The sequence below is a fragment of the Mycolicibacterium baixiangningiae genome, assembly GCF_016313185.1.
GTDB lineage: Bacteria > Actinomycetota > Actinomycetes > Mycobacteriales > Mycobacteriaceae > Mycobacterium > Mycobacterium baixiangningiae.
In genome coordinates, this window is sequence record NZ_CP066218.1 from 3,922,597 (window position 1) to 3,945,310 (window position 22,714).

General features: G+C 69.1%; 25 protein-coding genes. 15 read left to right on the forward strand and 10 right to left on the reverse strand.

Annotated features, from left to right (window positions below):
- Nucleotides 1-39: 39 nt before the first annotated feature.
- Together ilvN and I7X18_RS18540 are read right to left on the reverse strand one after the other, a co-directional pair.
- Nucleotides 40-552: an acetolactate synthase small subunit gene (gene ilvN / locus I7X18_RS18535; RefSeq protein WP_193043496.1), complete on the reverse strand. Its 513-nt coding sequence runs from the start codon at nt 550-552 to the stop codon at nt 40-42.
- Complete coding sequence (locus I7X18_RS18540) at nt 552-2,447, reverse strand: acetolactate synthase large subunit (RefSeq protein ID WP_193043497.1); 1,896 nt, start codon at nt 2,445-2,447, stop codon at nt 552-554. Before I7X18_RS18540 ends, ilvN begins: the two co-directional genes overlap by 1 nt.
- A 266-nt stretch (nt 2,448-2,713) precedes the next feature.
- Here I7X18_RS18540 and I7X18_RS18545 point away from each other — a divergent pair, with 266 nt between their 5' ends.
- Entirely contained in the window at nt 2,714-3,112 is a 399-nt protein-coding gene (locus tag I7X18_RS18545) for a PH domain-containing protein (RefSeq protein ID WP_193043498.1), read from the forward strand.
- Between the two features lie 9 nt (nt 3,113-3,121).
- On the opposite strand, the gene I7X18_RS18550 is transcribed toward I7X18_RS18545, so the two are convergent.
- Nucleotides 3,122-3,952 carry a DoxX family protein gene (locus I7X18_RS18550; RefSeq protein WP_193043499.1) on the reverse strand — a complete coding sequence of 277 codons (831 nt, stop codon included), beginning with the start codon at nt 3,950-3,952 and terminating at the stop codon, nt 3,122-3,124.
- Between the two features lie 128 nt (nt 3,953-4,080).
- Between I7X18_RS18550 and I7X18_RS18555 the strand changes: the two genes are divergently transcribed.
- From I7X18_RS18555 to I7X18_RS18565, 3 genes are all read left to right on the forward strand, one after another.
- Nucleotides 4,081-5,202: a PQQ-dependent sugar dehydrogenase gene (locus I7X18_RS18555; RefSeq protein ID WP_193043500.1), complete on the forward strand. Its 1,122-nt coding sequence runs from the start codon at nt 4,081-4,083 to the stop codon at nt 5,200-5,202.
- A 75-nt stretch (nt 5,203-5,277) separates the two neighbouring features.
- Entirely contained in the window at nt 5,278-6,066 is a 789-nt protein-coding gene (locus I7X18_RS18560) for an SDR family NAD(P)-dependent oxidoreductase (RefSeq protein WP_193043501.1), read from the forward strand.
- On the forward strand, nt 6,059-7,021 hold the full coding sequence (locus I7X18_RS18565; RefSeq protein ID WP_193043502.1) for a phosphotransferase family protein: 963 nt from the start codon (nt 6,059-6,061) through the stop codon (nt 7,019-7,021). The genes I7X18_RS18560 and I7X18_RS18565 overlap by 8 nt, the downstream gene beginning before the upstream one ends.
- Before the next feature lie 2 nt (nt 7,022-7,023).
- Here I7X18_RS18565 and I7X18_RS18570 read toward each other — a convergent pair whose 3' ends face one another.
- On the reverse strand, nt 7,024-8,325 hold the full coding sequence (locus I7X18_RS18570; RefSeq protein WP_193043503.1) for an acyl-CoA dehydrogenase family protein: 1,302 nt from the start codon (nt 8,323-8,325) through the stop codon (nt 7,024-7,026).
- Nucleotides 8,326-8,340: 15 nt separating this feature from the next.
- Nucleotides 8,341-9,114, reverse strand: coding sequence for an enoyl-CoA hydratase/isomerase family protein (locus tag I7X18_RS18575; protein ID WP_193043504.1), 774 nt, complete (start codon nt 9,112-9,114; stop codon nt 8,341-8,343).
- Nucleotides 9,115-9,231: 117 nt separating this feature from the next.
- Between I7X18_RS18575 and I7X18_RS18580 the strand changes: the two genes are divergently transcribed.
- Genes I7X18_RS18580 through I7X18_RS18595 form a run of 4 tightly spaced genes read left to right on the forward strand, consistent with a single transcriptional unit; the run spans nt 9,232 to nt 13,554 of the window.
- Nucleotides 9,232-10,380 carry an LLM class flavin-dependent oxidoreductase gene (locus tag I7X18_RS18580; protein ID WP_193043505.1) on the forward strand — a complete coding sequence of 383 codons (1,149 nt, stop codon included), beginning with the start codon at nt 9,232-9,234 and terminating at the stop codon, nt 10,378-10,380.
- Nucleotides 10,377-11,546: a sulfotransferase family protein gene (locus I7X18_RS18585; RefSeq protein WP_193043506.1), complete on the forward strand. Its 1,170-nt coding sequence runs from the start codon at nt 10,377-10,379 to the stop codon at nt 11,544-11,546. The genes I7X18_RS18580 and I7X18_RS18585 overlap by 4 nt, the downstream gene beginning before the upstream one ends.
- A gap of 5 nt (nt 11,547-11,551) precedes the next feature.
- Nucleotides 11,552-12,346 carry a sugar phosphate isomerase/epimerase family protein gene (locus tag I7X18_RS18590; RefSeq protein ID WP_404822701.1) on the forward strand — a complete coding sequence of 265 codons (795 nt, stop codon included), beginning with the start codon at nt 11,552-11,554 and terminating at the stop codon, nt 12,344-12,346.
- Nucleotides 12,346-13,554, forward strand: coding sequence for a hypothetical protein (locus I7X18_RS18595; RefSeq protein WP_193043507.1), 1,209 nt, complete (start codon nt 12,346-12,348; stop codon nt 13,552-13,554). Before I7X18_RS18590 ends, I7X18_RS18595 begins: the two co-directional genes overlap by 1 nt.
- Nucleotides 13,555-13,560: 6 nt before the next feature.
- On the opposite strand, the gene gatB is transcribed toward I7X18_RS18595, so the two are convergent.
- Entirely contained in the window at nt 13,561-15,066 is a 1,506-nt protein-coding gene (gene gatB / locus I7X18_RS18600; RefSeq protein ID WP_193043508.1) for an Asp-tRNA(Asn)/Glu-tRNA(Gln) amidotransferase subunit GatB, read from the reverse strand.
- 173 nt (nt 15,067-15,239) lie between these two features.
- Here gatB and I7X18_RS18605 point away from each other — a divergent pair, with 173 nt between their 5' ends.
- On the forward strand, nt 15,240-15,929 hold the full coding sequence (locus I7X18_RS18605; protein WP_193043509.1) for a cutinase family protein: 690 nt from the start codon (nt 15,240-15,242) through the stop codon (nt 15,927-15,929).
- Between the two features lie 4 nt (nt 15,930-15,933).
- Here the strand turns inward: I7X18_RS18605 and I7X18_RS18610 are convergent, their stop codons facing one another.
- The 3 genes from I7X18_RS18610 to gatC all read right to left on the reverse strand — a co-directional run bounded on the left by I7X18_RS18610 (nt 15,934) and on the right by gatC (nt 18,844).
- The gene (locus tag I7X18_RS18610) at nt 15,934-16,965 is read right to left on the reverse strand and encodes an ATP-dependent 6-phosphofructokinase (protein WP_193043510.1); all 1,032 of its coding nucleotides are present in this window, start codon (nt 16,963-16,965) and stop codon (nt 15,934-15,936) included.
- Nucleotides 16,966-17,060: 95 nt separating this feature from the next.
- Nucleotides 17,061-18,548 carry an Asp-tRNA(Asn)/Glu-tRNA(Gln) amidotransferase subunit GatA gene (gatA, locus tag I7X18_RS18615; RefSeq protein ID WP_193043511.1) on the reverse strand — a complete coding sequence of 496 codons (1,488 nt, stop codon included), beginning with the start codon at nt 18,546-18,548 and terminating at the stop codon, nt 17,061-17,063.
- Complete coding sequence (gene gatC, locus I7X18_RS18620; protein WP_193043512.1) at nt 18,545-18,844, reverse strand: Asp-tRNA(Asn)/Glu-tRNA(Gln) amidotransferase subunit GatC; 300 nt, start codon at nt 18,842-18,844, stop codon at nt 18,545-18,547. The genes gatA and gatC overlap by 4 nt, the downstream gene beginning before the upstream one ends.
- A gap of 106 nt (nt 18,845-18,950) precedes the next feature.
- On the opposite strand from gatC, the gene I7X18_RS18625 reads away from it, so the two are divergent.
- On the forward strand, nt 18,951-19,619 hold the full coding sequence (locus I7X18_RS18625) for an ACT domain-containing protein (protein ID WP_193043513.1): 669 nt from the start codon (nt 18,951-18,953) through the stop codon (nt 19,617-19,619).
- Here the strand turns inward: I7X18_RS18625 and I7X18_RS18630 are convergent, their stop codons facing one another.
- Nucleotides 19,620-19,874: a metallothionein gene (locus I7X18_RS18630; protein WP_193043514.1), complete on the reverse strand. Its 255-nt coding sequence runs from the start codon at nt 19,872-19,874 to the stop codon at nt 19,620-19,622.
- Between the two features lie 154 nt (nt 19,875-20,028).
- Between I7X18_RS18630 and I7X18_RS18635 the strand changes: the two genes are divergently transcribed.
- From I7X18_RS18635 to I7X18_RS18655, 5 genes are all read left to right on the forward strand, one after another.
- Nucleotides 20,029-20,592 carry a hemerythrin domain-containing protein gene (locus tag I7X18_RS18635; RefSeq protein WP_193043515.1) on the forward strand — a complete coding sequence of 188 codons (564 nt, stop codon included), beginning with the start codon at nt 20,029-20,031 and terminating at the stop codon, nt 20,590-20,592.
- Nucleotides 20,593-20,674: 82 nt separating this feature from the next.
- Nucleotides 20,675-21,283: a DUF4178 domain-containing protein gene (locus tag I7X18_RS18640; RefSeq protein WP_193043516.1), complete on the forward strand. Its 609-nt coding sequence runs from the start codon at nt 20,675-20,677 to the stop codon at nt 21,281-21,283.
- Nucleotides 21,284-21,290: 7 nt separating this feature from the next.
- Nucleotides 21,291-21,794: a DUF2617 family protein gene (locus I7X18_RS18645; protein WP_193043517.1), complete on the forward strand. Its 504-nt coding sequence runs from the start codon at nt 21,291-21,293 to the stop codon at nt 21,792-21,794.
- Complete coding sequence (locus I7X18_RS18650; RefSeq protein ID WP_193043518.1) at nt 21,791-22,222, forward strand: DUF4247 domain-containing protein; 432 nt, start codon at nt 21,791-21,793, stop codon at nt 22,220-22,222. The genes I7X18_RS18645 and I7X18_RS18650 overlap by 4 nt, the downstream gene beginning before the upstream one ends.
- A gap of 23 nt (nt 22,223-22,245) precedes the next feature.
- The gene (locus tag I7X18_RS18655; RefSeq protein ID WP_193043519.1) at nt 22,246-22,701 is read left to right on the forward strand and encodes a DUF350 domain-containing protein; all 456 of its coding nucleotides are present in this window, start codon (nt 22,246-22,248) and stop codon (nt 22,699-22,701) included.
- Nucleotides 22,702-22,714: the final 13 nt, after the last annotated feature.

Below are 22,714 nucleotides of genomic sequence, written 5' to 3' on the forward strand. Positions count from 1 at the left end.
GCCACTGGTAATTTCCTTCTCTGACTTGCGGTTTGGGATCTATTTCACGGCGCCGATGCCGCGCGGACCGCGCGACAACGACACCACACCGGACTGCACGAGCTCCCGGATGCCGTACGGCTCGAGCACCCGCAGCAGCGCTTCGAGCTTCTCCTGCGTGCCGGTGGCCTCGACGGTCAGCGATTCGGTCGACACGTCGACCACCTTGGCGCGGAACAGGTTCACCGCTTCGATGACCTGACCGCGGGTGGTGGCGTCCGCGCGCACCTTGATGAGCGCGAGTTCGCGGGCCACCGCGTTGCCCTCGTCCTGTTCGACGATCTTGATCACGTTGATCAGCTTGTTGAGCTGTTTGGTGATCTGCTCGAGCGGCGCCTCGTCGGCGCTGACGACGATCGTCATCCGGGACATGTCCTTCTGCTCCGTCGCACCGACGGCCAGGGACTGGATGTTGAAGCCGCGCCGAGAGAACAGTGCCGCGACTCGGGCGAGGACGCCGGGTTTGTCCTCGACGAGCACCGACAGCGTGTGGGTGCGGACGTTTCCGGCCATCAGGCATGCCCTTCTTCGTTGTCGTCGAACAGGGGCCGGATACCGCGGGCGGCCTGGATCTCGTCATTGCCCATTCCGGGACCGACCATCGGCCACACCTGCGCGTCGGCGCCGACGGTGAAGTCGATCACCACCGGGCGGTCGTTGATGGCTTGGGCCTGCCTGATCACCTCGACGACGTCTTCTTCACGCTCACAACGCAATCCGACACAACCCAGGGCTTCGGCGAGTTTGACGAAGTCGGGGATGCGGCGGGAGTGCGTGGCGAGATCGGTTTGGCTGTACCGCTGCTCATAGAACAGCGTCTGCCACTGGCGCACCATACCGAGGTTGCCGTTGTTGATGACGGCCACCTTGATCGGGATGCCCTCGATCGCACACGTGGCCAACTCCTGGTTGGTCATCTGGAAGCAGCCGTCGCCGTCGATCGCCCACACCTCGGTGTCCGGGCAACCCATCTTGGCGCCCATCGCGGCGGGCACGGCGTAGCCCATGGTGCCCAGGCCGCCCGAGTTCAGCCACGTCTTGGGCTTCTCGTAGGAGATGAACTGCGCGGCCCACATCTGGTGCTGCCCGACGCCGGCCACGTAGATGGCGTCCGGACCGGCCAGCTTGCCCAGCGACTCGATGACGAACTCGGGTGAGAGGCTGCCGTCGCTCTGCGGCCCGTAGCTCAACGGGTAGGTCGACTGCACCTCACGCAGGTACGACCACCAGTTGTCGAGCGACAGGCTCACGCTGTCGACTCCCCGGTCGCTGCGCTCCTGCCCGCCGCTGTCGCGGCGCAGCGCCTCGATGAGCTCGGTGATCACGGCCTTCACATCGCCCACGATCGGCACGTCCGCGTGGCGGTTCTTACCGATCTCGGCAGGGTCGATGTCGGCGTGGATGACCTTGGCGTCCGGAGCGAACGAATCCAGCTTGCCGGTCACCCGGTCGTCGAAGCGGGTGCCCAGCGCGATCAGCAGATCGCTCTTCTGCAGGGTGGCCACCGCGGTGACGGTGCCGTGCATCCCGGGCATGCCCATGTTCTGCGGATGGCTGTCCGGGAACGCGCCGCGCGCCATCAGCGTGGTCACCACCGGGATGCCGGTCAGCTCGGCCAGGTCGAGCAGTTGCTCGCTGGCCTCACCGCGGATGACGCCGCCACCGACGTAGAGCACCGGCTTGCGGGCCGCGGCGATCAGCTTCGCAGCCTCCCGGATTTGCCGGTTGTGCGGTTTGGTGTTCGGTTTGTAGCCGGGCAGGTCGATCTGCGGGGGCCAACTGAACGTGCACTGGCCCTGCAGGATGTCCTTCGGGATGTCGACGAGCACCGCGCCGGGCCGCCCGGTCGAGGCGATATGGAACGCCTCGGCCAGCGCCCTGGCGATGTCGTCGCCGTTGCGCACCAGGAAGTTGTGCTTGGTGATCGGCATCGTGATGCCGGAGATGTCGGCTTCCTGGAAGGCGTCGGTGCCGATCAGCCCTCGTCCGACCTGGCCCGTGATGGCCACCACGGGGATGGAGTCCATCTGCGCGTCGGCCAACGGGGTCACCAGGTTGGTGGCGCCGGGGCCCGAGGTCGCCATCATGACGCCGACCTTGCCGGTGGCGTGTGCGTAGCCGCTGGCGGCGTGGCCGGCACCCTGCTCGTGGCGCACCAGCACGTGGCGCAGCTTCTTCGAGTCGAACAGCGGGTCGTAGACCGGGAGCACCGCACCGCCGGGGATGCCGAAGATGGTGTCGACGTCGAGCTCCTCGAGCGAACGGATCACCGCCTGGGCGCCGGTCATTTGCTCGGGGGCCAGCGTCCGGGGCCGTACGGTCTTCGGGCTGGTCGACTGGACGGCCGACACGGCCTGCTCGGTGTCAGGCGGTGTCGCGTGCGGTGGTCGCGTGGTCGGTGCGCTCACGGTGTCCTCTTGTCGTTTTTTCCTGGTGGGGCGGACGCGTTCTCGGGCAAGAAAAAACCCCCGACAGCGGGCCGCTGTTCGAGGGTGGCGCGTCGATGCTGTGGCTATGCCCGGCAGAGGGCCAGCGCGGCATCAACGCGCCAACCAATTACTACTCGCATCCCCGGGGTCTGCATAACACTCGACGGTAGCCTCCGCACTGGTCACTGGTCAAATTGCGGTCGGGGGTCGCTCCGCCGGTCGCCCGCGGTGCCAGAATCGGTGACGTGAGCTCTTCTGACGCGTCGGCCCCCACCGCTCCGGTCGTCATCCGGATACCGGCGACCGCGCACCTCGCGGTCGGCTTCTTCACGCTGGGGTTGTTCTCGATCGTGTTGGCCAATCCGCGCTGGTTCGCCCCGCTGCTGGTGATTCCGGTGGTGGCCTCACTGCTCGTCGTCCGTCTGCGCACGGTGGCCGAACGCGACACGGTCACCGCCCGCAACCTGCTGGGCAGCCGGACGGTGGCGTGGGACGACATCGAGGGGCTTCGATTCAGCAGGGCGTCATGGGCCCGCGCGACGCTCAAGGACGGCACCGAGGTGCGCCTGCCCGCGGTGACGTTCGGCACGCTGCCGCGGTTGACGGCGGCCAGCGGCGGGCGGGTGCCGAACCCGTATCAGTGATCCTGCGCGTCAGGCCAGCGGATTGGCGCCGTTGAGCAACACCCACACGGCGACGCCCAGCCCGATCCCGAGCACCAGCGCGACGAACGATCCGACGAAGGGGCGACGCGCCCAGCCGCGGCCCGCGTCGAAGCCGTAGCGCCCGGGCCCGGTCAGGATGATCGCGGCGGCGATCACGATGAGCGTCACCTGGAATTCGAAGCCGCCGGGCAGGAAGAACGGGAACCCCTCGGACTGGCCCGCGACACCGGCGAGCAGCGCGTTGATCAGGTACGCGAGCGCGATCCCGGCCGCGACCGGCGTGAACAACCCGAGCACGAGCAGGACGCCCGCGCCGATCTGCGCGGCGGCGCCGACGTAGGTGAGGATGTCGGCGTGCTGGTAGCCGATCTCGGCCAGAGAATCCTGGAAGCCGCCCAGACCCGGCCCGCCCCACCAGCCGAACGCCTTCTGCAGGCCGTGCCCGACGAGCAGGACGCCGAGCCCGACGCGCAGCAGCATCAGCCCGAGGTCCTGGGTGCCCCGCCTGCGTGCCGCCTTGACCTGCTCGTCGGTGGCGTCGGGTCCGATCTCGGTGGGCTCCGCCCCGAACGGCATCATCGGGTGGTTGGCATGCGGCTGGACGTACGGCAACGGTTCGGGATCGTTCATCAGCCCGAACGCCGGAGGCGCCGGGGCGCCCTTGTCGGTGTCGTAGCGAGGGATCGCGGTGGTCTCGAAATCGCCGCCGTAGGTCGACGACGGCAGGTCGTCTTCGGGGTCGACCAGGCTTGCCGAGGTCGGCCGGGCCGGATCGTCGGGCCGTTGCCAGGTGCGCGCGTCCTGGGGGTGACTGGTCACGCCTGCCAGGGTAAGTGCTGATCATCGCGGAATCGTGCATTTACCACGGCGCTTCTGCCGTTGTCTTGCCGGTGTCGAGTCGGCACCGCCGTGGCGCGCACTCCGGAAGAATCCGTAACCTGGCCAGCATGAGAACGCGCCGGCCGCTTCTTGGAGTGGCAGCACTGCTGTGCGTCACGGCGCTGTCCGGGTCGGCCTGCGCACGTTTCGACGAGGCCCAGTCGCAGCCGTTCACCACCGAACCCGAGCTTCGTCCCGGGCCGACGTCGTCCGAGCCGCCGCCCCCGCCGCTGCCGGCCAAACCGTTCCCCAAGGCCTGCCCCGCCCCCGGCGTGATGCAGGGCTGCCTGGAGAGCACGAGCGGGTTGATCATGCTGCCGGACAGCCAGTCCGCGCTCGTCGCCGAGCGCACCACCGGCGCGGTCAAAGAGGTGTCGGTGCGCGCCGAACCCAAGGTGAAGACCACGATCCCGGTCGATCCCTCGGGCGACGGCGGGTTGATGGACATCGTGCTCTCCCCCACCTACACCCAGGACAGGCTGATGTACGCCTACGTCAGCACGCCGTCGGACAACCGGGTGGTGCGCATCGCCGACGGCGACGTGCCCAAGCCGATCCTCACCGGTATCCCCAGGGGTGCGACCGGCAACACCGGCGCGCTGATCTTCACCAGTCCCACCACGCTGCTGGTGCAGACCGGCGATGCGGGCAATCCCGCCGCGGCGGCCGATCCGGCGTCGCAGGCCGGCAAGGTGCTGCGCATCGAGCAGCCGACGACGGTCGACCAGGCGCCGACGACGACCGCGATGAGCGGTCTGGGCCCGGGCGGCGGTATGTGCATCGACCCCTCCGACGGGGCGCTCTACGTCACCGACCGCACGGCGACGGCCGACCGGCTGCAGAAGATGACCAAGGATTCGAAGGTCTCGACGGTGTGGACGTGGCCGGACCGGCCCGGGGTCGCCGGGTGTGCGGCGTTGGACGGCACCGTGCTCGTCAACCTGGTCAACACCAAGCAGACCGTCGCGGTGCGCCAGGCGCCCGACACCGGCGCGGTGACCGGCCAGCCCGAGGTGATCCGTCAGGACACCCGCGGGCATGCGTGGGCGCTGGCGCTGTCCGCCGACGGCAACGTCTGGGGTGCGACGGTGAACAAGACCGCGGGCGACGCCGAGCGCCTCGATGACGTGGTGTTCCCGCTCTTCCCGCAGGGCGGTGGCTTCCCGCGCAGCAACGCCGACAACACCTAGACACTCACCTCCCCGTCGACGCGGAGCGATAATGTCGTTCTCGTCGGTGGATAACGCGTTCTCGTAGGAGGCGGCGTGGCGGGTCGGTGTGGGGGCAGGGTGGCCCTGGTGACCGGCAGCAGCCGGGGTCTCGGGGCCGCGATCGCGACCCGGTTGGCCGCCGAGGGGGCGACGGTGGTGCTGACGGCGCGGACGATGGAGCCCGATCCCAAGTACCAGGGGTCACTGCAGCAGACGCGCGACGCGATTCTCACCGCGGGCGGCTCCGCGGTCGCCGTCGCCGCCGATCTGTCCCTCCCCGCGGAGCGGGAACGCCTGTTCGCCGAGGCTGTGGAGACCGTCGGTGCGCCCGACATCCTGGTCAACAACGCGGCGGTGACGTTCCTACGGCCACTCGACGGCTTCCCCGACAAACGGGCCCGGCTGATGCTGGAGATGCATCTGCTCGCCCCGCTGCACCTGAGCCAGTTGGCGATCCCCGCCATGCGCGAACGCGGCCGCGGGTGGATCCTCAACGTGACATCGGTGGGCGGCGACCTGCCGCCCGGTCCGCCGTTCTCCGACTTCGACCGCACCGCCGGCTTCGGTGTCTACGGCACCGCGAAGGCGGCGCTGAACCGGCTGACGAAAAGCCTTGCCGCAGAACTGTTCGACGACGGGATCGCGGTCAACGCGGCGGCGCCGACGAATCCGGTCGCCACTCCCGGTGCCGGCACGCTCGACCTGGCGAAGACCGACACCGAGGACATCAGCCTCATCGCGGAAACCGCGCTGGCCCTGTGCACCGGCGATCCGGCGACGCTGACCGGACGAATCGCCCACACGCAGTCGTTCCTGACGGAGATCGGTTGGCTGCGTGGGTGAACTCGACCTCGCACCGCTGCGGGAGCGGTTGACGGCGGCAGGGGTCTCCGACGTCCACCCGCTCGCGGGTGGGGCGTCGAGCCTGACGTTCCGCGGCACCTTGAACGATCGGCCGGTCGTGGTGAAGGTGGCGCCGTCGGGTCATGCTCCCGTGGGACACCGCGACGTGCTGCGGCAGGCGCGGATCATCGAGGCGCTCGCGGCGACGGACGTGCCGGTGCCCGCGGTCCTGCGCACCGACCGCGGCACACCGCCCGAGGTGCCTCCCCTATTGGTGATGACGCTGGCCGAGGGTGAGACGTTCGAGCCGCTGTTCGACACCGACTGCCCACTCAGAGACGCTGTGCCCGAACGGTTTCAGAATGCTGCCCGGGTGCTGGCGGCGCTGCACCGGGTGCCGCCCGCGGACCTCGGGCTGACCGGTGAGCCCATCGTCGATGCGGCCGCGGAGGTCGACCGCTGGTCGGCCACGCTGCGAACCGTCGACCCCGGCTTGGTGCCGGGCTGGGAGCAACTGCGCGACGCACTGCGGGCCACCGCACCCGAACCCGTGCGTCCGAGCGTGGTGCACGGCGACTTCCGTCTCGGCAACCTCGTCGCCTCCGGAACGCAGATCACCGCAGTCATCGACTGGGAGATCTGGTCGGTCGGCGACCCACGGATCGACGCCGGGTGGTTCCTCGTCAACGCCGATCCGGCCACCTACCGCCGGCCGACGTCCTACGTGGACCTCGTGCCACCGGTCGGCGAGTTGGCGGCCTGCTACACCGACGCGATCGGCGTCCCGCTGCCGGAGCTCACGTGGTTCATGGCGCTGGCGGGTTTCAAGTCGGCGGCGACGTGGTCACTGATCGTCAAGCACAACCGTCGAAAGGCCACGCCCCGTATGGAATTCGAGGCGATGGCACCCGTCCTGCCGACCCTGCTGGGGCGGGCGACGACGCTGCTCGCCTGAGCTCACCGGTGGCGCGGGATGCCGGCGAGCTTGTCGGCGAACTTCGCCTCCGCCTCTGCGCGCAGGCGCAGCAGATGCTGCGAGGGGAACGTGTCCGGGGCGGGCTCGACATGGGCGAGCAGCAGCCGGGCCAACGTGACCTTGTGCACTTCGGTGGGCCCGTCGGCCAGCCCGAGCACGAACGACTCGGTGAGATACTGCACGAACGGCATCTCGTGGGAGGTGCCCAGCGAACCGTGGATCTGCAGTGCGCGGGCCGACACGTCGTGCAGCACCTTCTGCATCATCGCCTTGACGGCGGAGATGTCGGCACGGACGGCGCGATAGTCGTTGTACTGGTCGATCTTCCACGCGGTCTGCAGGGTCAGCAGCCGGAACGCCTCGATCTCCATCCACGAATCGGCGACCATCTGCTGGACCATCTGCTTGTCGGAGAGCATGCCGCCCTGGGTGTAGCGCGACACCGCCCGTTCGCGAATCATGTCGAAGATCCGCCGCACCAATCCGACAGTGCGCATCGCGTGGTGGATACGGCCGCCGCCGAGGCGGGTCTGCGCGACCACGAATGCGCCGCCGCGCGGCCCCAGCATGTGGTCGGCGGGGACCCGCACGTTCTCGTACCGCACGTAGCCCTCGCGCCCGCCGCCACCGATTGGCTGGTATCCCAGCCCGACGTCGCGCAGGACGTTGACCCCTGGCGTGCCACCGGGTATGACGAACATCGAATACCGTTGATACGGCGGCGCATCCGGATCGGTCATCGCCATCACGATGATGAACGACGCCATCGACGCGAACGACGAATACCACTTCTCGCCGTTGATCACCCAGTGGTCGCCGTCCGGTACGGCGGTGGTGGTGAACACCTTCGGGTCGGACCCGCCGTGCGGTTCGGTCATCGAGAAGCAGGAGATGATCCGATTGTCGAGCAACGGCTCGAGGTAGCGCTCCTTGAGTTCGGGGGTGCCGTAGTGGGCGAGGATCTCACTGTTGCCCGAGTCGGGGGCCTGAGAGCCGAAGACGATGGGTGCGCACTCCGAGCGGCCCAGGATTTCGTTGAGCAGGGCCAGTTTCACCTGGCCGTGGCCGGGGCCGCCGAGGTGCGGGCCGAGATGGGTGGCCCACAGCCCGCGGTCTTTGACGATCTGTTGCAGCGGTGGGATCAGCGCCTGGCGCACCGGATCGTTCAGATCGTGCGATTCCTCGACGATCTGGTCGACGGGTTCGCATTCGGTGCGGACGAACTCGTCGACCCATGCCAACTGCTGCGCCCACTGCGGGTCGGTCGAGAAATCCCATGCCATCGGCGAGCCTCTCCCCTACGTCCACGTCTGCCTGCGGGCCGCCGCCTCGTCGGTCGCGTGGGACAGCACCTGATTGCGGTTCTCCAGTTCCAGTGCGGCATCGAGGCTCGCGGCGTCGGTGTTGACCTGCAGTGCGCGTTTGGTCAACTGCACGCCGAACGGCGAGAGACCGGCCACCAGGGCGGCCAGTTCGACCGCACGATCCACCAGACCCTCCGGGTCCACCAGTTCGCTGACCAGCCCGCGGCGGTCGGCCTCCGCGGCGGTCACGGTGCGCCCGGTCAGCATCCAGTCCGCCGCCACGCTCGTGCCGACGATCCGCGGTAGGTGGTAGCTCATGCCCATCTCCGCTCCGGACAGCCCCAGCAGGATCGCCGCATTGCCGAACGAGGCGGCGGTCGAACAGATCCGGATGTCGGCGGCCAGGCACAACGCCAGCCCGGCGCCCACGCACGGGCCGTTCACGGCGGCGACCACGGGTTGCGGCAGCGCCCGAAGAGCCCGCGGCAGGGCCGCCATCGTCTCCTGGAATCGCATCCGGTCCAGGGCCGGGGCATCGGCTTCGAGCATCCCGTCGCCGAAGTCGCGTACGTCGATGCCGGAGCAGAAACCACGGCCGGCCCCGGTGAGCACGACCGCGTGCGTCGCGGTGTCCGTACCGACGTCGGCCAATGTCGCAGCGAGTGCGCCGACCATGACGGAGTTCAGCGCGTTGAGACGTCCGGGCCGGTTCAGCTGCAGCACAACGACACCCGGGCACGGTGTCGTCACGGTGACCGTGTCCGTCATCGGGCAGCTCCCCTCGTCGCCGGCCGGCGATCATCGCGAGAACGCCCTTGCATATTGCGAGAAGGCTATTCTCCGAAAACGATCGGTGCAACGACCACCCGCCCCTAAGCTGTGCGGGTGCCCAGCGATTCCACGGCGCCGACGGTTCAGCCCGCCGCCTTCCTGCGCACCACACTGCCGCTCGACCTGTCGGTGCTCGCCGAGCTCGACGGCGGCCGCTACCACTCCATCTGGCTGCCCGACCACATGGTCAGTTTCTGGCCCGACTCGATCTGGACGCCGGAGTTCACCGACCTGGCTGCCGCATCCCCCTCCCCACATCGGCACCTCGACGGGATGGCGGTGGCCGCCGCGGCGGCCGTGCTGACCGAGAACACGCCGCTGGCGACCGCTGTCGTCGACACGGTGCGGCGGCACCCGGCCTCACTGGCGCAGACCGCACTGACGATCGACCACCTGTCCGGCGGCCGGTTCATCTTGGGTGTGGGCAGTGGCGAGAGCGAGAACATCGTCCCGTACGGGTTCGACTTCAACCGGCCCGTCAGCCGGTTCGAGGAGGCACTGCAGGTCATCCGGTTGCTGTGGGAGTCCGAAGGGCCGGTCGACTACGCCGGCCGCTTCTACCGGCTGCGTCAGGCACGCCTGGACACCGAGCCGTTCGAGGGTCGCCGCCCTCCGATATGGATCGGCGCCAGCGGGCCACGGATGCTCGACATCGTCGGCCGCCACGCCGACGGCTGGTGGCCGGCCGGTGCGTGGACCCCCGAGCACTACGCCGACATGCTCGCCACCGTCCGCGCCGCGGCCGAACGCGCGGGACGCGATCCGCTGGCGATCACCCCGTGCTTCATCCAGGTGTGCCTCATCGGGACGGACGACGCCGCGCTCGCCGAGATCCTGCAGGCACCGCTCGTCAAGGCGTTCCTGCTGCAGGTCAGCGCGCACACCCTGCGCGCGCTCGGGCACGAGCATCCGATGGGCGACGACTGGCGCGGATTCCACGACATCGACCCGGCCACGCTGACCCGCGAGCGGATTGTCGACTTCCTCGGCCGCGTCGACCCGGAGTCGATCCTGGCTGTCCTGCCGCACGGCACACCCGCTCAGGTCGCCCGCACCGTCAAGCACTACGTGGACGCCGGCCTGCGGGTGCCCAAGATCATGGACTACGGCGCCATGGCGGGTCTGTGGTACGCGGCCGCCTCAGCCGCCAACGTCGGCGAGGCCGAGGACGAACTGATGCGGCTGTGCGGAGCGCCCACATGAGTGACCGGTTGACCGCCGAAGACCTGCTGGCGCGTGCCGAGGCCGCCACCGGACTGCACGACTACGGCGACACGACGCTGCCCGCGCGGTTCGGCGTGGCGGTCGAGCACCTCAACGACCTCGCGATGGACACTGACGGCCGACGACGCGCCGCCGAAGTGTGCCACTGGCTGTTGACCTCGCGGCTGGAGTTCTTCGCCGACCGCGACCGTTACCCCATTGCGGCCGAGGTGATCGACCGGCCGATGTTCGTCACCGGCGAACCACGTTCCGGCACAACGCTCATGCATGCGCTGATGTCTGTCGACCCCGATGCGCGGGCCTTGCGGTTCTGGGAGGTGATGTATCCCTCACCGCCGCCGGGACTGGCAGGACCCGATGATCCCCGTCGCGCCCGCGCGGACGCCGACTGGCGCGAGATCAACGCAAAGCTACCCAAGTGGCTGCACAGTCACCCCTACAACGACATGCTCGGCGACGGCCTGCCCGAGGACGAGCGCACGTGGGCGTTCGACTTCCGCGTCATGACGCCGACGGCGTGGTGGCGGGTGCCGATGCAGACCGTGGTCGGGGGTCTGCCGACCGACCCGGCCGCGCAGTACCGCATCCACAAGGCGATGCTGCAGCAGTGCCAGTACGGCCGACCACGGAAGTACTGGGTGCTCAAGGGTTTTCATGGTTTCCGCCTGACCGAGTTCTTCGTCGGGTATCCGGACGCGTCGCTCATGTGGCTGCACCGCGACCCCGTCCAGGTCGCCGCATCGCGCACCATGATGATGGCCGACATCCTCGATGGCATCGTCGGGCCGGTCGATCTGAAGGCCGCGGCGCGGATGCACCTGGACCTCACCCGCGCGAGCATCGCCAACACCATGAGCCATCCCCTGGTCGACGACCCTCGGGTGCACCACGTGCGCTACACCGATTTCGTCGCCGATCCCGTTGGGACCGTTCGGGCTTTCTACGCCTTCTGCGGGCGGCACCTGTCGGAGGCAGCGGAGGCTGCGATGCGCGACTATCTGGCGCACAACCGAGGCGACCGGTACGGCAAGTTCCGGTATTCCACATCGCTGCTCACCGACATCGGCGAGGACATCGACGCGCTCAACGAGGAGTTCGGGCCCTTCCGAGAGAGATTCGGCGTGGCTGTCGAGAAACGGAACTGAGGCCGATGCACGACCGGTTGTCGGTACACAGCGTGACGTTCTACGGCGCCCCGCTCGACGAACTGCACACCCGTTGGAGTGCACTGGGTCTGAGACGGTTGAGCATTCTCGACTCCCAGCTGTCCGATCCCGGGCTGGCGCCCCTGCTCGCCGCCCACGGATACCGCATCGACGCCGTCTACCACCTGTTCTCGGCCGGGCGGCTCGAGTCCGACCGTGCGGCCGCGCGGGACGCGTTGACGCGGGTGATCGACGCGGCCGCCGGGGCCGGAGCGCGAATGGTCTACATGCTCACCGGCGGCCGCGGGTCGCTCTCGTGGCGGCAGGCGGCCGAACAGTTCTGCGAAACCGTGTTCCCCTGTGTCGTATACGCACGTGAATGTGGTGTGGCGGTCGCGATCGAGAACGCATCGAGCCTCTACGCCGACATCCACATCGCCCACTCCCTGCGCGACACCCTCGCGCTCGCCGAGATGGCGGACCTCGGCATCTGCATCGACCTGTTCCACTGCTGGGCCGAGGCCGATCTCCCGGCGCTGGTCGAGCGCGCGCTGCCCCGCGTCGAGCACGTGCAACTGAGCGACTACGTACTGGGTGACCGGGCGTTGCCCGCACGCGCAGTGCCCGGCGACGGCGCGATCCCCGTCGAGTTGTTCGTCCGCCAGATGCTCAGCGGCGGGTATGCGCACGGATTCGACCTGGAGCTGATCGGACCGCGTATCGACGCCGAAGGCCGTTCGGCCGCAGCGCGCCGCGCGTGTGAGAACGTCGGCGCGATACTCGACCGGCTGGGGGCCTGATGGCGTTCGGTGACGGCCCCGACGACGCGGCCCTGTCCGACTCGTGGGCGACGTTCTGCGACCGGCTCAAAGCGGCTGGCAAGCAGGCGTTCAAGGATCACAACGCCACCTCGGGGATGCAGCGCGTCGACGCGCTGCGCTTCCTCACCCAGAATCTGGGGCAGGCCTTCGACCTCGCACTCGAGACCGCTGACCCCCGGTACCCGGTCGTGCACGCCTTCTGCACCCCGCTGCGCAAACTGGGCGGTGACTGCGCGGACTTCACCTACCATCAGGCCTGGATCGACGGAAAGGAAACCTACCGCGTCACCGGAAATCGAGGCACCGCACCATTTTTCAACATCACCGTGCAGGGGCCGCGGGGCTCGGGCCCCGGGGTGCTGCACGAGCCGTTCGGTGACGTCCCCGAGGTCAACCTGCTCGGTGATGCGCTGACGACCGCGCCCGGCGGGGACTTCGAACTGTATGTCGGCGGACCGCGGCGCGATCCGAACTGGCTGCCGACGACGCCCGAGTCGCGAAAGCTGTTCATCCGCCAGGGATTCGACCGGTGGGACGAACAGCCCGCGGTGGTGCGGATCGAGCGGGTGGACATGGCGTCACCGCGGCCGCTGCCCACGCCGGCCGACATGGTGGCCGCGATGGGATGGGCCGGCGACTTCGTCGACGGGGTCATGCGCGACTGGCCGGAGTACCCGTTCACCTACGGCGGTGTCGACGCCGAGCACCCCAATCGGTTCCCGGCCGTCGGCTCCACCGCCGACGACGGCAAGCGGGGCCGCGCGGCGGTGAACATGTACTGGGAACTCGACGTCGACGAGGCTCTGATCATCGAGTTCGACGCGCACGACGGGCTGTGGACGCTCACCAACATGGGCGTGTTCTTCAACAGCATGGACTACCTGTACCGCCCGGTGAGCTACACCCCGAGCAGGACCGTGACCGACAGCGACGGAAAGATTCGCGTGGTGCTGACCCATGACGACCCGGGTTGCCACAACTGGCTCGACACACAGGGTTTCAGCCGCGGCAACGTGACCTACCGTCACCTGCTCGACGGGCAGCCCGCCGCACTGCGCACCACCCTGGTCGACGTGGCCGATCTGGCCGACACGCTACCGCCGGACACCGTGACCGTCACCCCGGAGCAGCGCAGCGCCCAGATGTGGGCGCGGTTCAACGGGATACGGCTGCGCCACCGGATGTGAGCGGGCTCAGCTGCAGGCGGCCAGCACCAGCTCGCGCACCCGGGCCGCGTCGGCCTGACCCTTCGTCGCCTTCATCACCGCACCGACGATCGCGCCGGCGGCCTGGACCTTGCCGCCGCGGATCTTCTCGACGATGCCGGGATTGGCGGCCAGCGCCTCGTCGACGGCGGCCTGCAGCGCCGAATCGTCGCGCACCACTTCCAGCCCGCGGTCGGCCATCACCTGCGCCGGCTCACCCTCACCGGCGAGCACACCTTCGACGACCTGACGGGCCAGCTTGTTCGACAGCTTGCCGTCGTCGACCAGTGCGACCACCGCGGCCACCTGCGCGGGGGTGATCGGCAGCGCGTCGAGTTCGACTCCGCTCTCGTTGGCCTTCTGCACCAGGAAGTTGCCCCACCAGGCACGCGCGGCCTCACTGGAGGCGCCGTGCTCGACGGTCGCGGTGACGAGGTCGATCGCACCGTTGTTGACCAGGTCGCGCATCACCTCGTCGGAGATGCCCCAGTCCTGCTGAATCCGGTTGCGGCGCAACCACGGTAGCTCGGGCAGAGTCTGGCGCAGACGCTCGACGAGCCCGGCGTCCGGTGCGACCGGTTCGAGGTCCGGTTCGGGGAAGTACCGGTAGTCCTCCGCGGTCTCCTTGCTGCGCCCGGGCGAGGTGTAACCGTCCTCGTGGAAATGCCGGGTCTCCTGGGTGATCGTGCCGCCGGAGGTCAGCACCGCGGCCTGGCGGCGCATCTCGTAACGCACCGCGACCTCGACGCTCTTGAGCGAGTTGACGTTCTTCGTCTCGGTGCGCGTGCCGAACTCCGCCTGCCCGATCGGCTTCAGCGACAGGTTGGCGTCGCAGCGCATCGACCCCTGGTCCATCCGCACGTCCGACACTCCGAGCGCCCGCAGCAGATCGCGCAGCGCGGTGACGTAGGCGCGGGCGATCTCCGGTGCCCGCGCACCCGCGCCCTCGATCGGCCGGGTGACGATCTCGATCAACGGCACGCCCGCACGGTTGAAGTCGGCCAGCGAGTTCGTCGCGCCGGAAATACGGCCGGTGTCGCTACCCAGGTGGGTCAGCTTGCCGGTGTCCTCCTCCATGTGCGCGCGTTCGATCTCGACCCGCCAGGTGCTGCCGTCGTCGAGCGGCACGTCGAGGTAGCCGTTGATCGCGATCGGCTCGTCGTACTGCGAGATCTGATAGTTCTTCGGCTGGTCGGGATAGAAGTAGTTCTTCCGGGCGAACCGGCACCACGGCACGATCTCGCAGTTCAGCGCCAGCCCGATCCGGATCGCCGATTCGACGGCCTGCTCGTTGAGGACGGGCAGCGAACCGGGCAGCCCGAGACAGACGGGGCAGACCTGCGTGTTGGGCTCGGCGCCGAAGGCGTTCGCGCACCCGCAGAACATCTTGGTCGCCGTCGACAGTTCGACGTGCACCTCCATGCCCATCACCGGTTCGAAGCGTGCCACCACGTCGTCGTAGTCGAGCAGTTCTGCCACCGATGTCGCCGTCATGGCATCGATCCTAGTGGCGGCCCACTCAGCCACGACGATGCCCGGAATGCGATCGACGCAACAGCGTGGGTCGCGCAGTGACGAAGGCCGCAGGACATCGCGACGGCGACTGGTCGCACCAGTTAATAAGCCCGACTAAAGTGCCGGCCAAGATCAACGGATCGGGGTCAGGAATGAAAATCAGTCGGGCCTGGAGAAGGGTTCTCGCCGCTACAGCGGTCGGGTCGGGTGTGCTGGCCGGCGGGGTGCCGGCGCTCCCGGTCGCGGTCGCCGAACCGTGTCCGGACGTCGAGGTCATCTTCGCGCGGGGCACCACCGAGGCGCCCGGCGTCGGTTGGGTCGGCCAGGCCTTCGTGGATGCCCTGCAGAACCAGTTGGGCGGCAGGTCCGTCCAGGTCCATCCCGTGGCCTACCCGGCGAGTCCGGACTGGCCCCGGGCGGCCGACGGCGTCATCGACACGAGCAACCGCGTGCGCCAGGTCGTCGACACCTGCCCGGACTCGAAGATGGTGCTCGGCGGTTACTCCCAGGGCGCCGCAGTCATGGGTTACGTCACGGCCGACGAGATCCCGCCCGGCTACATTCCCCCGGCCGGTATCACCGGACCGATGGCCCCGGAGATCGCCGACCACGTCTCCGCCGTCGTCCTGTTCGGGCAGCCGTCGACACGGTTCCTCGACGCGATCAGCGCACCGCCCATCACGATCGGCACGCTGTATGCGGACAAGACGCTCAACCAGTGCATCCCGGACGATCCGATCTGCACCGACACCGGCGGAAACCTGTTCGCGCACAGCCAATACGGCGCCAACGGCATGATCGACCAGGCCGCCGCCTATGCCGCGCAGCGGCTGACCGCCTGACCCGTCAGCCGAAGAATTCGGCAGCGTCGTCGTAGCGGGTCTGCGGCACCAGCTTCAACTGGCGGGTGGCGTCGGCCAGCGAAACCCGGCCGATCTCCTGCCCGCGCAGGGACACCATCATCCCGTACTCGCCCGCGTGTGCGGCGTCGGCGGCGTTGACGCCGAAACGCGTCGCCAGCACCCGGTCGAAGGGGGTGGGCGTGCCACCGCGCTGCACGTGCCCGAGCACGGTCACCCGCACGTCACGGTTGACCCGCTTCTCGACCTCGATCGCCAACTGCTGAGCGACCCCGGTGAACTTCTCGTGGCCGAACTCGTCCGTTCCGCCCTGGCGCAACTGCATGGTGCCCTCCGCGGGCTTCGCGCCCTCGGCGACCACGCAGATGAAATGCGAATCCCCGCGCACGAACCGCTGTTTGACCAGCCGGCACACCTCTTCGACGTCGAAGGGTTGTTCGGGGATCAGCGTCATGTGCGCCCCGGAGGCCAGGCCGGCGTTCAGCGCGATCCAGCCGGCGTGGCGGCCCATCACCTCGACCATCATCACCCGCTGATGCGACTCGGCGGTGGAGTGCAGCCGGTCGATGGCCTCGCTCGCCACCATCAGCGCGGTGTCGTGCCCGAAAGTGACGTCGGTGCAATCGATGTCGTTGTCGATGGTCTTCGGCACCCCGACCACCGGGACGTTCTCCTCGGACAGCCAGTGCGCGGCGGTCAGCGTGCCCTCGCCGCCGATCGGGATCAGCACGTCGATGCCGTTGTCGTCTAGGACCTGTTTGATCTGGTCCAGCCCGGCGCGCAGCTTCTCCGGGTGCACCCGCGCGGTGCCGAGCATCGTGCCGCCCTTGGCGAGCAGGCGGTCGTTGCGGTCGTCGTTGCGCAACTGGATCCGCCGGTTCTCCAGCAGTCCGCGCCAGCCGTCCTGGAAGCCCACGACCGAGGAGCCGTAGCGCACGTCGCAGGTACGGACCACCGCCCTGATCACGGCGTTCAGGCCGGGACAGTCACCGCCGCCGGTGAGAACTCCGATGCGCATATCCCTATTTTGCCCGTCCCCTGGTTCCTCTGCGCGAGCAGACGCAAAAGTGCCTGAAATCGCGACAAAATGGGCAGTTTTGCGTCTGCCCGCGCCTACAACGCGGTGGGCAGCGGGCCGCGGGCCGCCTCGTAGGCCGCCCCCACCCGGTACAACCGGTCGTCGGCCAGTGCGGGCGCCATGATCTGCAGACCCACCGGCAGGTTGTCGTCCGGCGACAGGCCCGACGGCACCGACATCCCGCAGTGCCCGGCCAGGTTCAGCGGCAGCGTGCACAGGTCGAACAGGTACATCGCCAGCGGATCGTCGACCTTCTCCCCCAGGCGGAACGCCGTGGAAGGAGTAGCCGGGGTGACCAATACATCGACCTTCTCGTACGCCGCGTCGAGATCGCCGGCGATCAGGGTGCGGACCTTCTGCGCCTGGTTGTAGTACGCGTCGTAGTAGCCGGCCGACAGCGCATACGTGCCGATCATGATGCGGCGCTTGACTTCTGGACCAAAGCCCGCGGCCCGGGTCAACGCCATGACCTCTTCGGCGCTGTGCGTGCCGTCGTCGCCCACGCGCATCCCGAACCGCATCGCATCGAAGCGGGCCAGGTTCGAGGACACCTCCGAGGGCAGGATCAGGTAGTAGGCGGCCAGCGAATGGTCGAAGTTCGGGCAGTCCACCTCTGTGACGTCGGCGCCCAACGCGGTGAGTTGCTCGACCGCGGCGTTGAACGACGACAGCACACCGGGCTGGTAGCCCTCCCCGCGCAACTGCTTGACCACACCGACCCGCACACCGCGCAGATCGCCGTCGGCGCCGGCACGGGCCGCGGCGACGACATCGGGCACCTCGGCCTCCACCGACGTGGAGTCCCGGGGATCGTGTCCGGCGATCACCTGATGCAGCAGCGCGGTGTCGAGCACCGTGCGCGCACACGGCCCGCCCTGGTCCAGCGACGACGCACAGGCGATCAACCCGTACCGCGACACGGTGCCGTAGGTGGGCTTCACCCCGACGGTGGCGGTCAGCGCCGCGGGCTGGCGAATCGAGCCGCCGGTGTCGGTACCGATCGCCAGGGGCGCCTGGAACGCCGCCAGCGCCGCCGCGCTACCGCCGCCGGATCCTCCGGGCACCCGGTCGACGTCCCACGGGTTGCGGGTCGGGCCGTAGGCGGAGTTCTCGGTCGAACTGCCCATGGCGAATTCGTCCATGTTGGTCTTGCCGAGGATCGGCATCCCCGCGGCGCGCAGCCGCACGGTGACGGTGGCGTCGTACGGCGCCTGCCAGCCCTCGAGGATCCTCGACCCGCAGGTGGTGGGCATATCGGTGGTGGTGAACACGTCCTTGAGCGCGATCGGCACACCTGCCAGCGGGGACGGCAACCGTTCGCCCGCGGCCACCGCCGAGTCGATGCGGGCGGCTTCGGCCAGCGCCTCGTCGGCGGCGACGTGCAGGAAGGCGTGGAACCGGTCGTCGGTGTCCGCGATCTGGTCGAGGCACGCCTGGGTCAGTTCGGTCGCCGAGATCTCCTTGGCGGCGACGCGACCGGCCAGGGTGGCGGCGTCCTCGCGGATCAGCTCGGTGCTGCTCATTCGGGCTCTCCCAAGATTCGCGGGACGGCGAAGCGCCCGTCGACGGCGTTCGGTGCGGCATCCAGAGCCTCGTCCTGGGTGAGGCCCGGCACCACCACGTCGGGGCGGGTGACGTTGACGTCGGTCAGCGGGTTGCCGGTCGGTTTGACACCGGCGACGTCGACGGACTGAATCGCGCTGACATGGCCCAGGATGGCGTCCAACTGGCCGGCGAAGCTGTCGAGTTCGTCATCGCTCAGCGCCAGGCGGGCCAGTCGGGCCAGGTGGGCCACCTCGTCTCGGGAGATCTGTGACACGACCACGCAGCCTAGTCGGGGGGCGCGCGACCCGGGTCGGCGGCGCTGGGCACGGCCCTTTTTCGAGTCGCTTCGCGAGTCGCTTCACGGGACCGTCCGTGCGAAAGTGGTCGCCGTGCCTTCCTATTTGCTGCGAGTTCAAGTCGAGGACCGGCCCGGCCGGCTCGGCTCGCTGGCGGTGGCACTCGGCTCGGTGGGCGCCGACATCCTGTCCCTGGACGTTGTCGAACGCGTTGCCGGCTACGCGATCGACGATCTGGTGGTCGACCTGCCAGCCGGGGCGATGCCCGACATGCTGATCACCGCCGCCGAAAGCCTCGCCGGGGTCTACGTGGACACCATCCGCCCCCACACCGGGCTGCTGGAGGCGCATCGCGAACTCGAGCTGATCGACCACATCGCCGCGGCGAAAGGCCGGGCAGGCAAGCTGCAGGTGCTCGCGGACGAGGCGCCGCGGGTTCTCCGGGTCGGCTGGTGCACGGTGGTACGTGCCGGCGAGTCCGGGGTCGAGCGCGTCGTCGGCAGCCACGGAGCCCCCGAAACCCAGGCCGAAAGCGCGCCCTGGCTGCCGCTGGCGCACGCCGAGGCGCTGGACGCCTCCGCAGACTGGGTGCCGCAGGTGTGGCGCGATATGGACACCACGCTGGCGGCCGCCCCGCTCGGGGAGCCCGGCACCGCGGTCGTGCTCGGCCGCCCGGGTGGGCCGGCGTTCCGTCCGTCGGAGGTCGCCCGACTCGGCTACCTCGCGGGCATCGTGACGACGATTCTGCGGTAGTCAGCCGCCCGCGGGCACCGGGTAGCGGTCGTTGACGTCGGCGTTGGTGTCCTTGCGGGCGCAGTGGGCGCAGCAGAAGATCGCCTCTTCTGTTTCGATCCCGTGCCCGAGGATCCGGCATCCGCAGTGGGCGCATTCGGGCGCCACCTGCATGGCCGCGCACTCGATGCTGTCGAACGTCGCGCTGCGGCCGTCGGCCCACGTCACGGTGAACGCCTTGTCGTAGTGGTTGCCGCAGGTATCGCAGGTCGCCATGAAATCCTCCCTTGGTCTGTGACGTCCGAGTCCCCCGTGGCGCCGCTCGCCAAACCCGCTGTGCCGTTTCGCCTCTGCGCGCCACGGGTATTGAGGTGACGGCGCCAGCCCACTGCGCCGTCCCTTTTCACACCGACATGCGGAGGTTTCTCGCGTGGCTCAGAAGCCGATCAACACCGGTCAGGACGTCGTCGACTACCTCGAGGCGCAACACGAAGCGATCCGTGCGCTGTTCGCCGAAACCCTCGACGCCGCCGACGCCGACACCAAACGTGAGGCGTTCACCCGGTTGCGAACCATGCTGGCCGTCCACGAGACGGCCGAGGAGATGATGGTGCACCCCCGGGTGCGCCGCAAGATCGAGGGAGCGGGCGCCGTCGTCGACGCACGTCTCGCCGAAGAACACGACTCCAAGGTCGCGCTGTCCGAACTCGAGAAGCTCGACATCGACACGGCTGACTTCACCAAGGGACTCGTCCACCTCCAGGCGGCCGTGCTCGAGCACGCCGAGAAGGAGGAGACCGAGGAGTTCCCGCTGCTCACAGAGCATCTCGACGCCGAAGAACTCGGACGGCTCGCCGTCGCGGTCCAGGTGGCAGAGCGCATCGCGCCGACCCATCCGCACCCCGGAGTCGAATCCGCGGCGGCGAACTTCGCCCTCGGCCCGTTCGCGTCGCTGATCGACCGGGCGCGCGACGCGCTGCGTGGCGCCGCCTGACGCGGCTTCCTGACCAGCCCTCCGGGCGGCGGCTGTTACGGTCGGTTGAGACCGATTCCTGGCCGCCGTCTGGAAGGCACCTGTGCGCACGCTCTTGATCATCTTGGCCATTGCGCTGTTGGCAGGCGCCGTCATCGCACTGGTGATGGCGCTGCAGCGATCGAAGAAGCAGAAGCCGGCGCCCCACCGCACCGACCCCCTGAAGTTCGACAGCCCCCAGGAGTTCGGGCCCCGTCAGCTCGGGCCCGGCGCCATTGTCAGCTACGGCGGTGTCGACCTCATCGTCCGCGGGTCGGTGACGCTGCGCCAGGGCCCGTTCGTCTGGTGGGAGCATCTGCTCGAGGGCGGCGCCGAACCGGTGTGGTTCAGCGTGGAAGAAGACGAGGGCCGCCTCGAACTCGCGATGTGGACGCGCCGCCCCGATCTGCAGCTGCAGCCGGGCGGCCCGCACGTCGTCGACGGCATCGGGTACGTCGAAACCGAACACGGTCACGCCTCGTACACGACCGAAGGCACCACCGGCCTGCCCGCCGGCGGCGACATGGAGTTCGTCGACTACGCCGACAAGGCCGGCGACTCCTTCCTGGGCTTCGAGCGCTGGGCGCCCTCGATGCCGTGGGAGGTCTCCGTCGGCCGCACGGTGCTGCCCGGCGAGCTCACCGTCTACCCGGCTCCCCCCGCCGGCTCCTAGGGGCACGGTGCCGTTCCACGAACTCGCTGTGGCCCCGGCCGACGTCGACGGCGCGGCGCTCGGTCTGGCGTTGAACGCGCCCGCCCCCACCACGCTGGCCAGCATCCGGCTGCCGCACCCCGGCGCGGGCACCCTCGTGCTGGGCGTGCTCGGCGCCTCCCACGTCGTCACCGTCGAGCATCCCGAGGTTCGGTTCAGCGAAGAGGTGTCGTGCTCGGCACACGAGCACGGCCGCGCGCTTCCCGGTCGCCACGATGCCCCCGGATACTGCCTCGACTCCGAGACAACAGTTTGCGACGCAACGCGTTTCACGGAGTTGGCGGCCCGGCTGCACGAGCGCTGCCTGACCGACCGGCACAGCCTCGGCGGCCGGTTTCCCGGCAACGACGCCGCGCTGACCGTCCTGCAGGCGCAGCCGGACGGGCCGGGATGGCGGTGGCACACCTGGCACCTCTATCCCGCCGGTGACGGGGGCACCGCGGTGTACACGACCTCCCGGTGGCGCCCGTGACGCGCACCGGCCTGTTCACCCTGTCCGGCGTCCTCGCCGTCGCCGGCGTGCTGTGCCTGCTACTCGGGATGTCGTTGAAAGGCGGCAACATCCGCGACCACGTCGCCGAGAACTACGCGCAGTACCGCACCGACGGTGACGGCACCAATTACACGTGCACCGGGTCACCGAGCGCGGTGGCCGACGAACTGGCCGCCCAGGTTCCGCCCGAGGCCCGGATGACCGACCGCGGCGTGACGTATCTGCGCTACGACGACGAGGTCGTCATCGTCGGCCCCGACGGCACCCGGCCCTGCACCATCCGTGTCGAGGACCTCGGCGCCCGTTACAGCTCGGGCGGGTTCATCTTTCTCGGTCCCGGCTTCTTCCCCGGTTCACCGTCCGGTGGGTCGGGCGGCAGCCCGGGCGGTCCCGACGGTTCGAAGTGACACCCCCCACGAAGGAGAATCCGATGTACCTGGCCGTTGAGTTCGGCACCATCAGCGGTGAGAGCCTCGCGCAGAACGTGGTGGCTGCGATCCTCTACTTCGTGGTCGGGGCACTGGTCTTGGCGGCCGGGTTCGCGCTGGTCGACCTGCTCACCCCCGGCAATCTGCGCCGGTTGGTGTTCGTCGAGTCCCGGCCCAATGCGGTGGTGGTCGCCTCGGGGATGTACGCGGCACTCGCCATCGTGGTGGCCACCGCGATCGTGGCCAGTTCGAGCGAGCTCGCCCAAGGGCTGGTCGACGCCGCCGTCTACGGCATCGTCGGGGTGCTGCTGCAGGGCGTGGCGCTGGTGGTGCTCGAAGTGCTGGTGCCGGGGCGCTTCCGCGACCTGATCGAGGCCGAACGGCTGCACGCCTCGGCGATCGCGACGGCCGTCGTCCTGCTGGCGGTGGGAGGGGTGAACGCCGCCGCGCTCTCATGACGGCGACGGACTC

Bases quoted from the DNA above. Each gene is read 5' to 3' on its own strand.
- I7X18_RS18585 (WP_193043506.1), top strand. From the start codon at position 10,377: ATGAGTGACCGGTTGACCGCCGAAGACCTGCTGGCGCGTGCCGAGGCC.
- I7X18_RS18555 (WP_193043500.1), top strand. From the start codon at position 4,081: ATGAGAACGCGCCGGCCGCTTCTTGGAGTGGCAGCACTGCTGTGCGTC.
- I7X18_RS18605 (WP_193043509.1), top strand. From the start codon at position 15,240: ATGAAAATCAGTCGGGCCTGGAGAAGGGTTCTCGCCGCTACAGCGGTC.
- I7X18_RS18570 (WP_193043503.1), bottom strand. From the start codon at position 8,325: ATGGCATGGGATTTCTCGACCGACCCGCAGTGGGCGCAGCAGTTGGCA.
- ilvN (WP_193043496.1), bottom strand. From the start codon at position 552: ATGGCCGGAAACGTCCGCACCCACACGCTGTCGGTGCTCGTCGAGGAC.
- I7X18_RS18590 (WP_404822701.1), top strand. From the start codon at position 11,552: ATGCACGACCGGTTGTCGGTACACAGCGTGACGTTCTACGGCGCCCCG.
- I7X18_RS18630 (WP_193043514.1), bottom strand. From the start codon at position 19,874: ATGGCGACCTGCGATACCTGCGGCAACCACTACGACAAGGCGTTCACC.
- I7X18_RS18610 (WP_193043510.1), bottom strand. From the start codon at position 16,965: ATGCGCATCGGAGTTCTCACCGGCGGCGGTGACTGTCCCGGCCTGAAC.
- I7X18_RS18655 (WP_193043519.1), top strand. From the start codon at position 22,246: ATGTACCTGGCCGTTGAGTTCGGCACCATCAGCGGTGAGAGCCTCGCG.
- gatA (WP_193043511.1), bottom strand. From the start codon at position 18,548: ATGAGCAGCACCGAGCTGATCCGCGAGGACGCCGCCACCCTGGCCGGT.
- gatB (WP_193043508.1), bottom strand. From the start codon at position 15,066: ATGACGGCGACATCGGTGGCAGAACTGCTCGACTACGACGACGTGGTG.
- I7X18_RS18575 (WP_193043504.1), bottom strand. From the start codon at position 9,114: ATGACGGACACGGTCACCGTGACGACACCGTGCCCGGGTGTCGTTGTG.
- I7X18_RS18595 (WP_193043507.1), top strand. From the start codon at position 12,346: ATGGCGTTCGGTGACGGCCCCGACGACGCGGCCCTGTCCGACTCGTGG.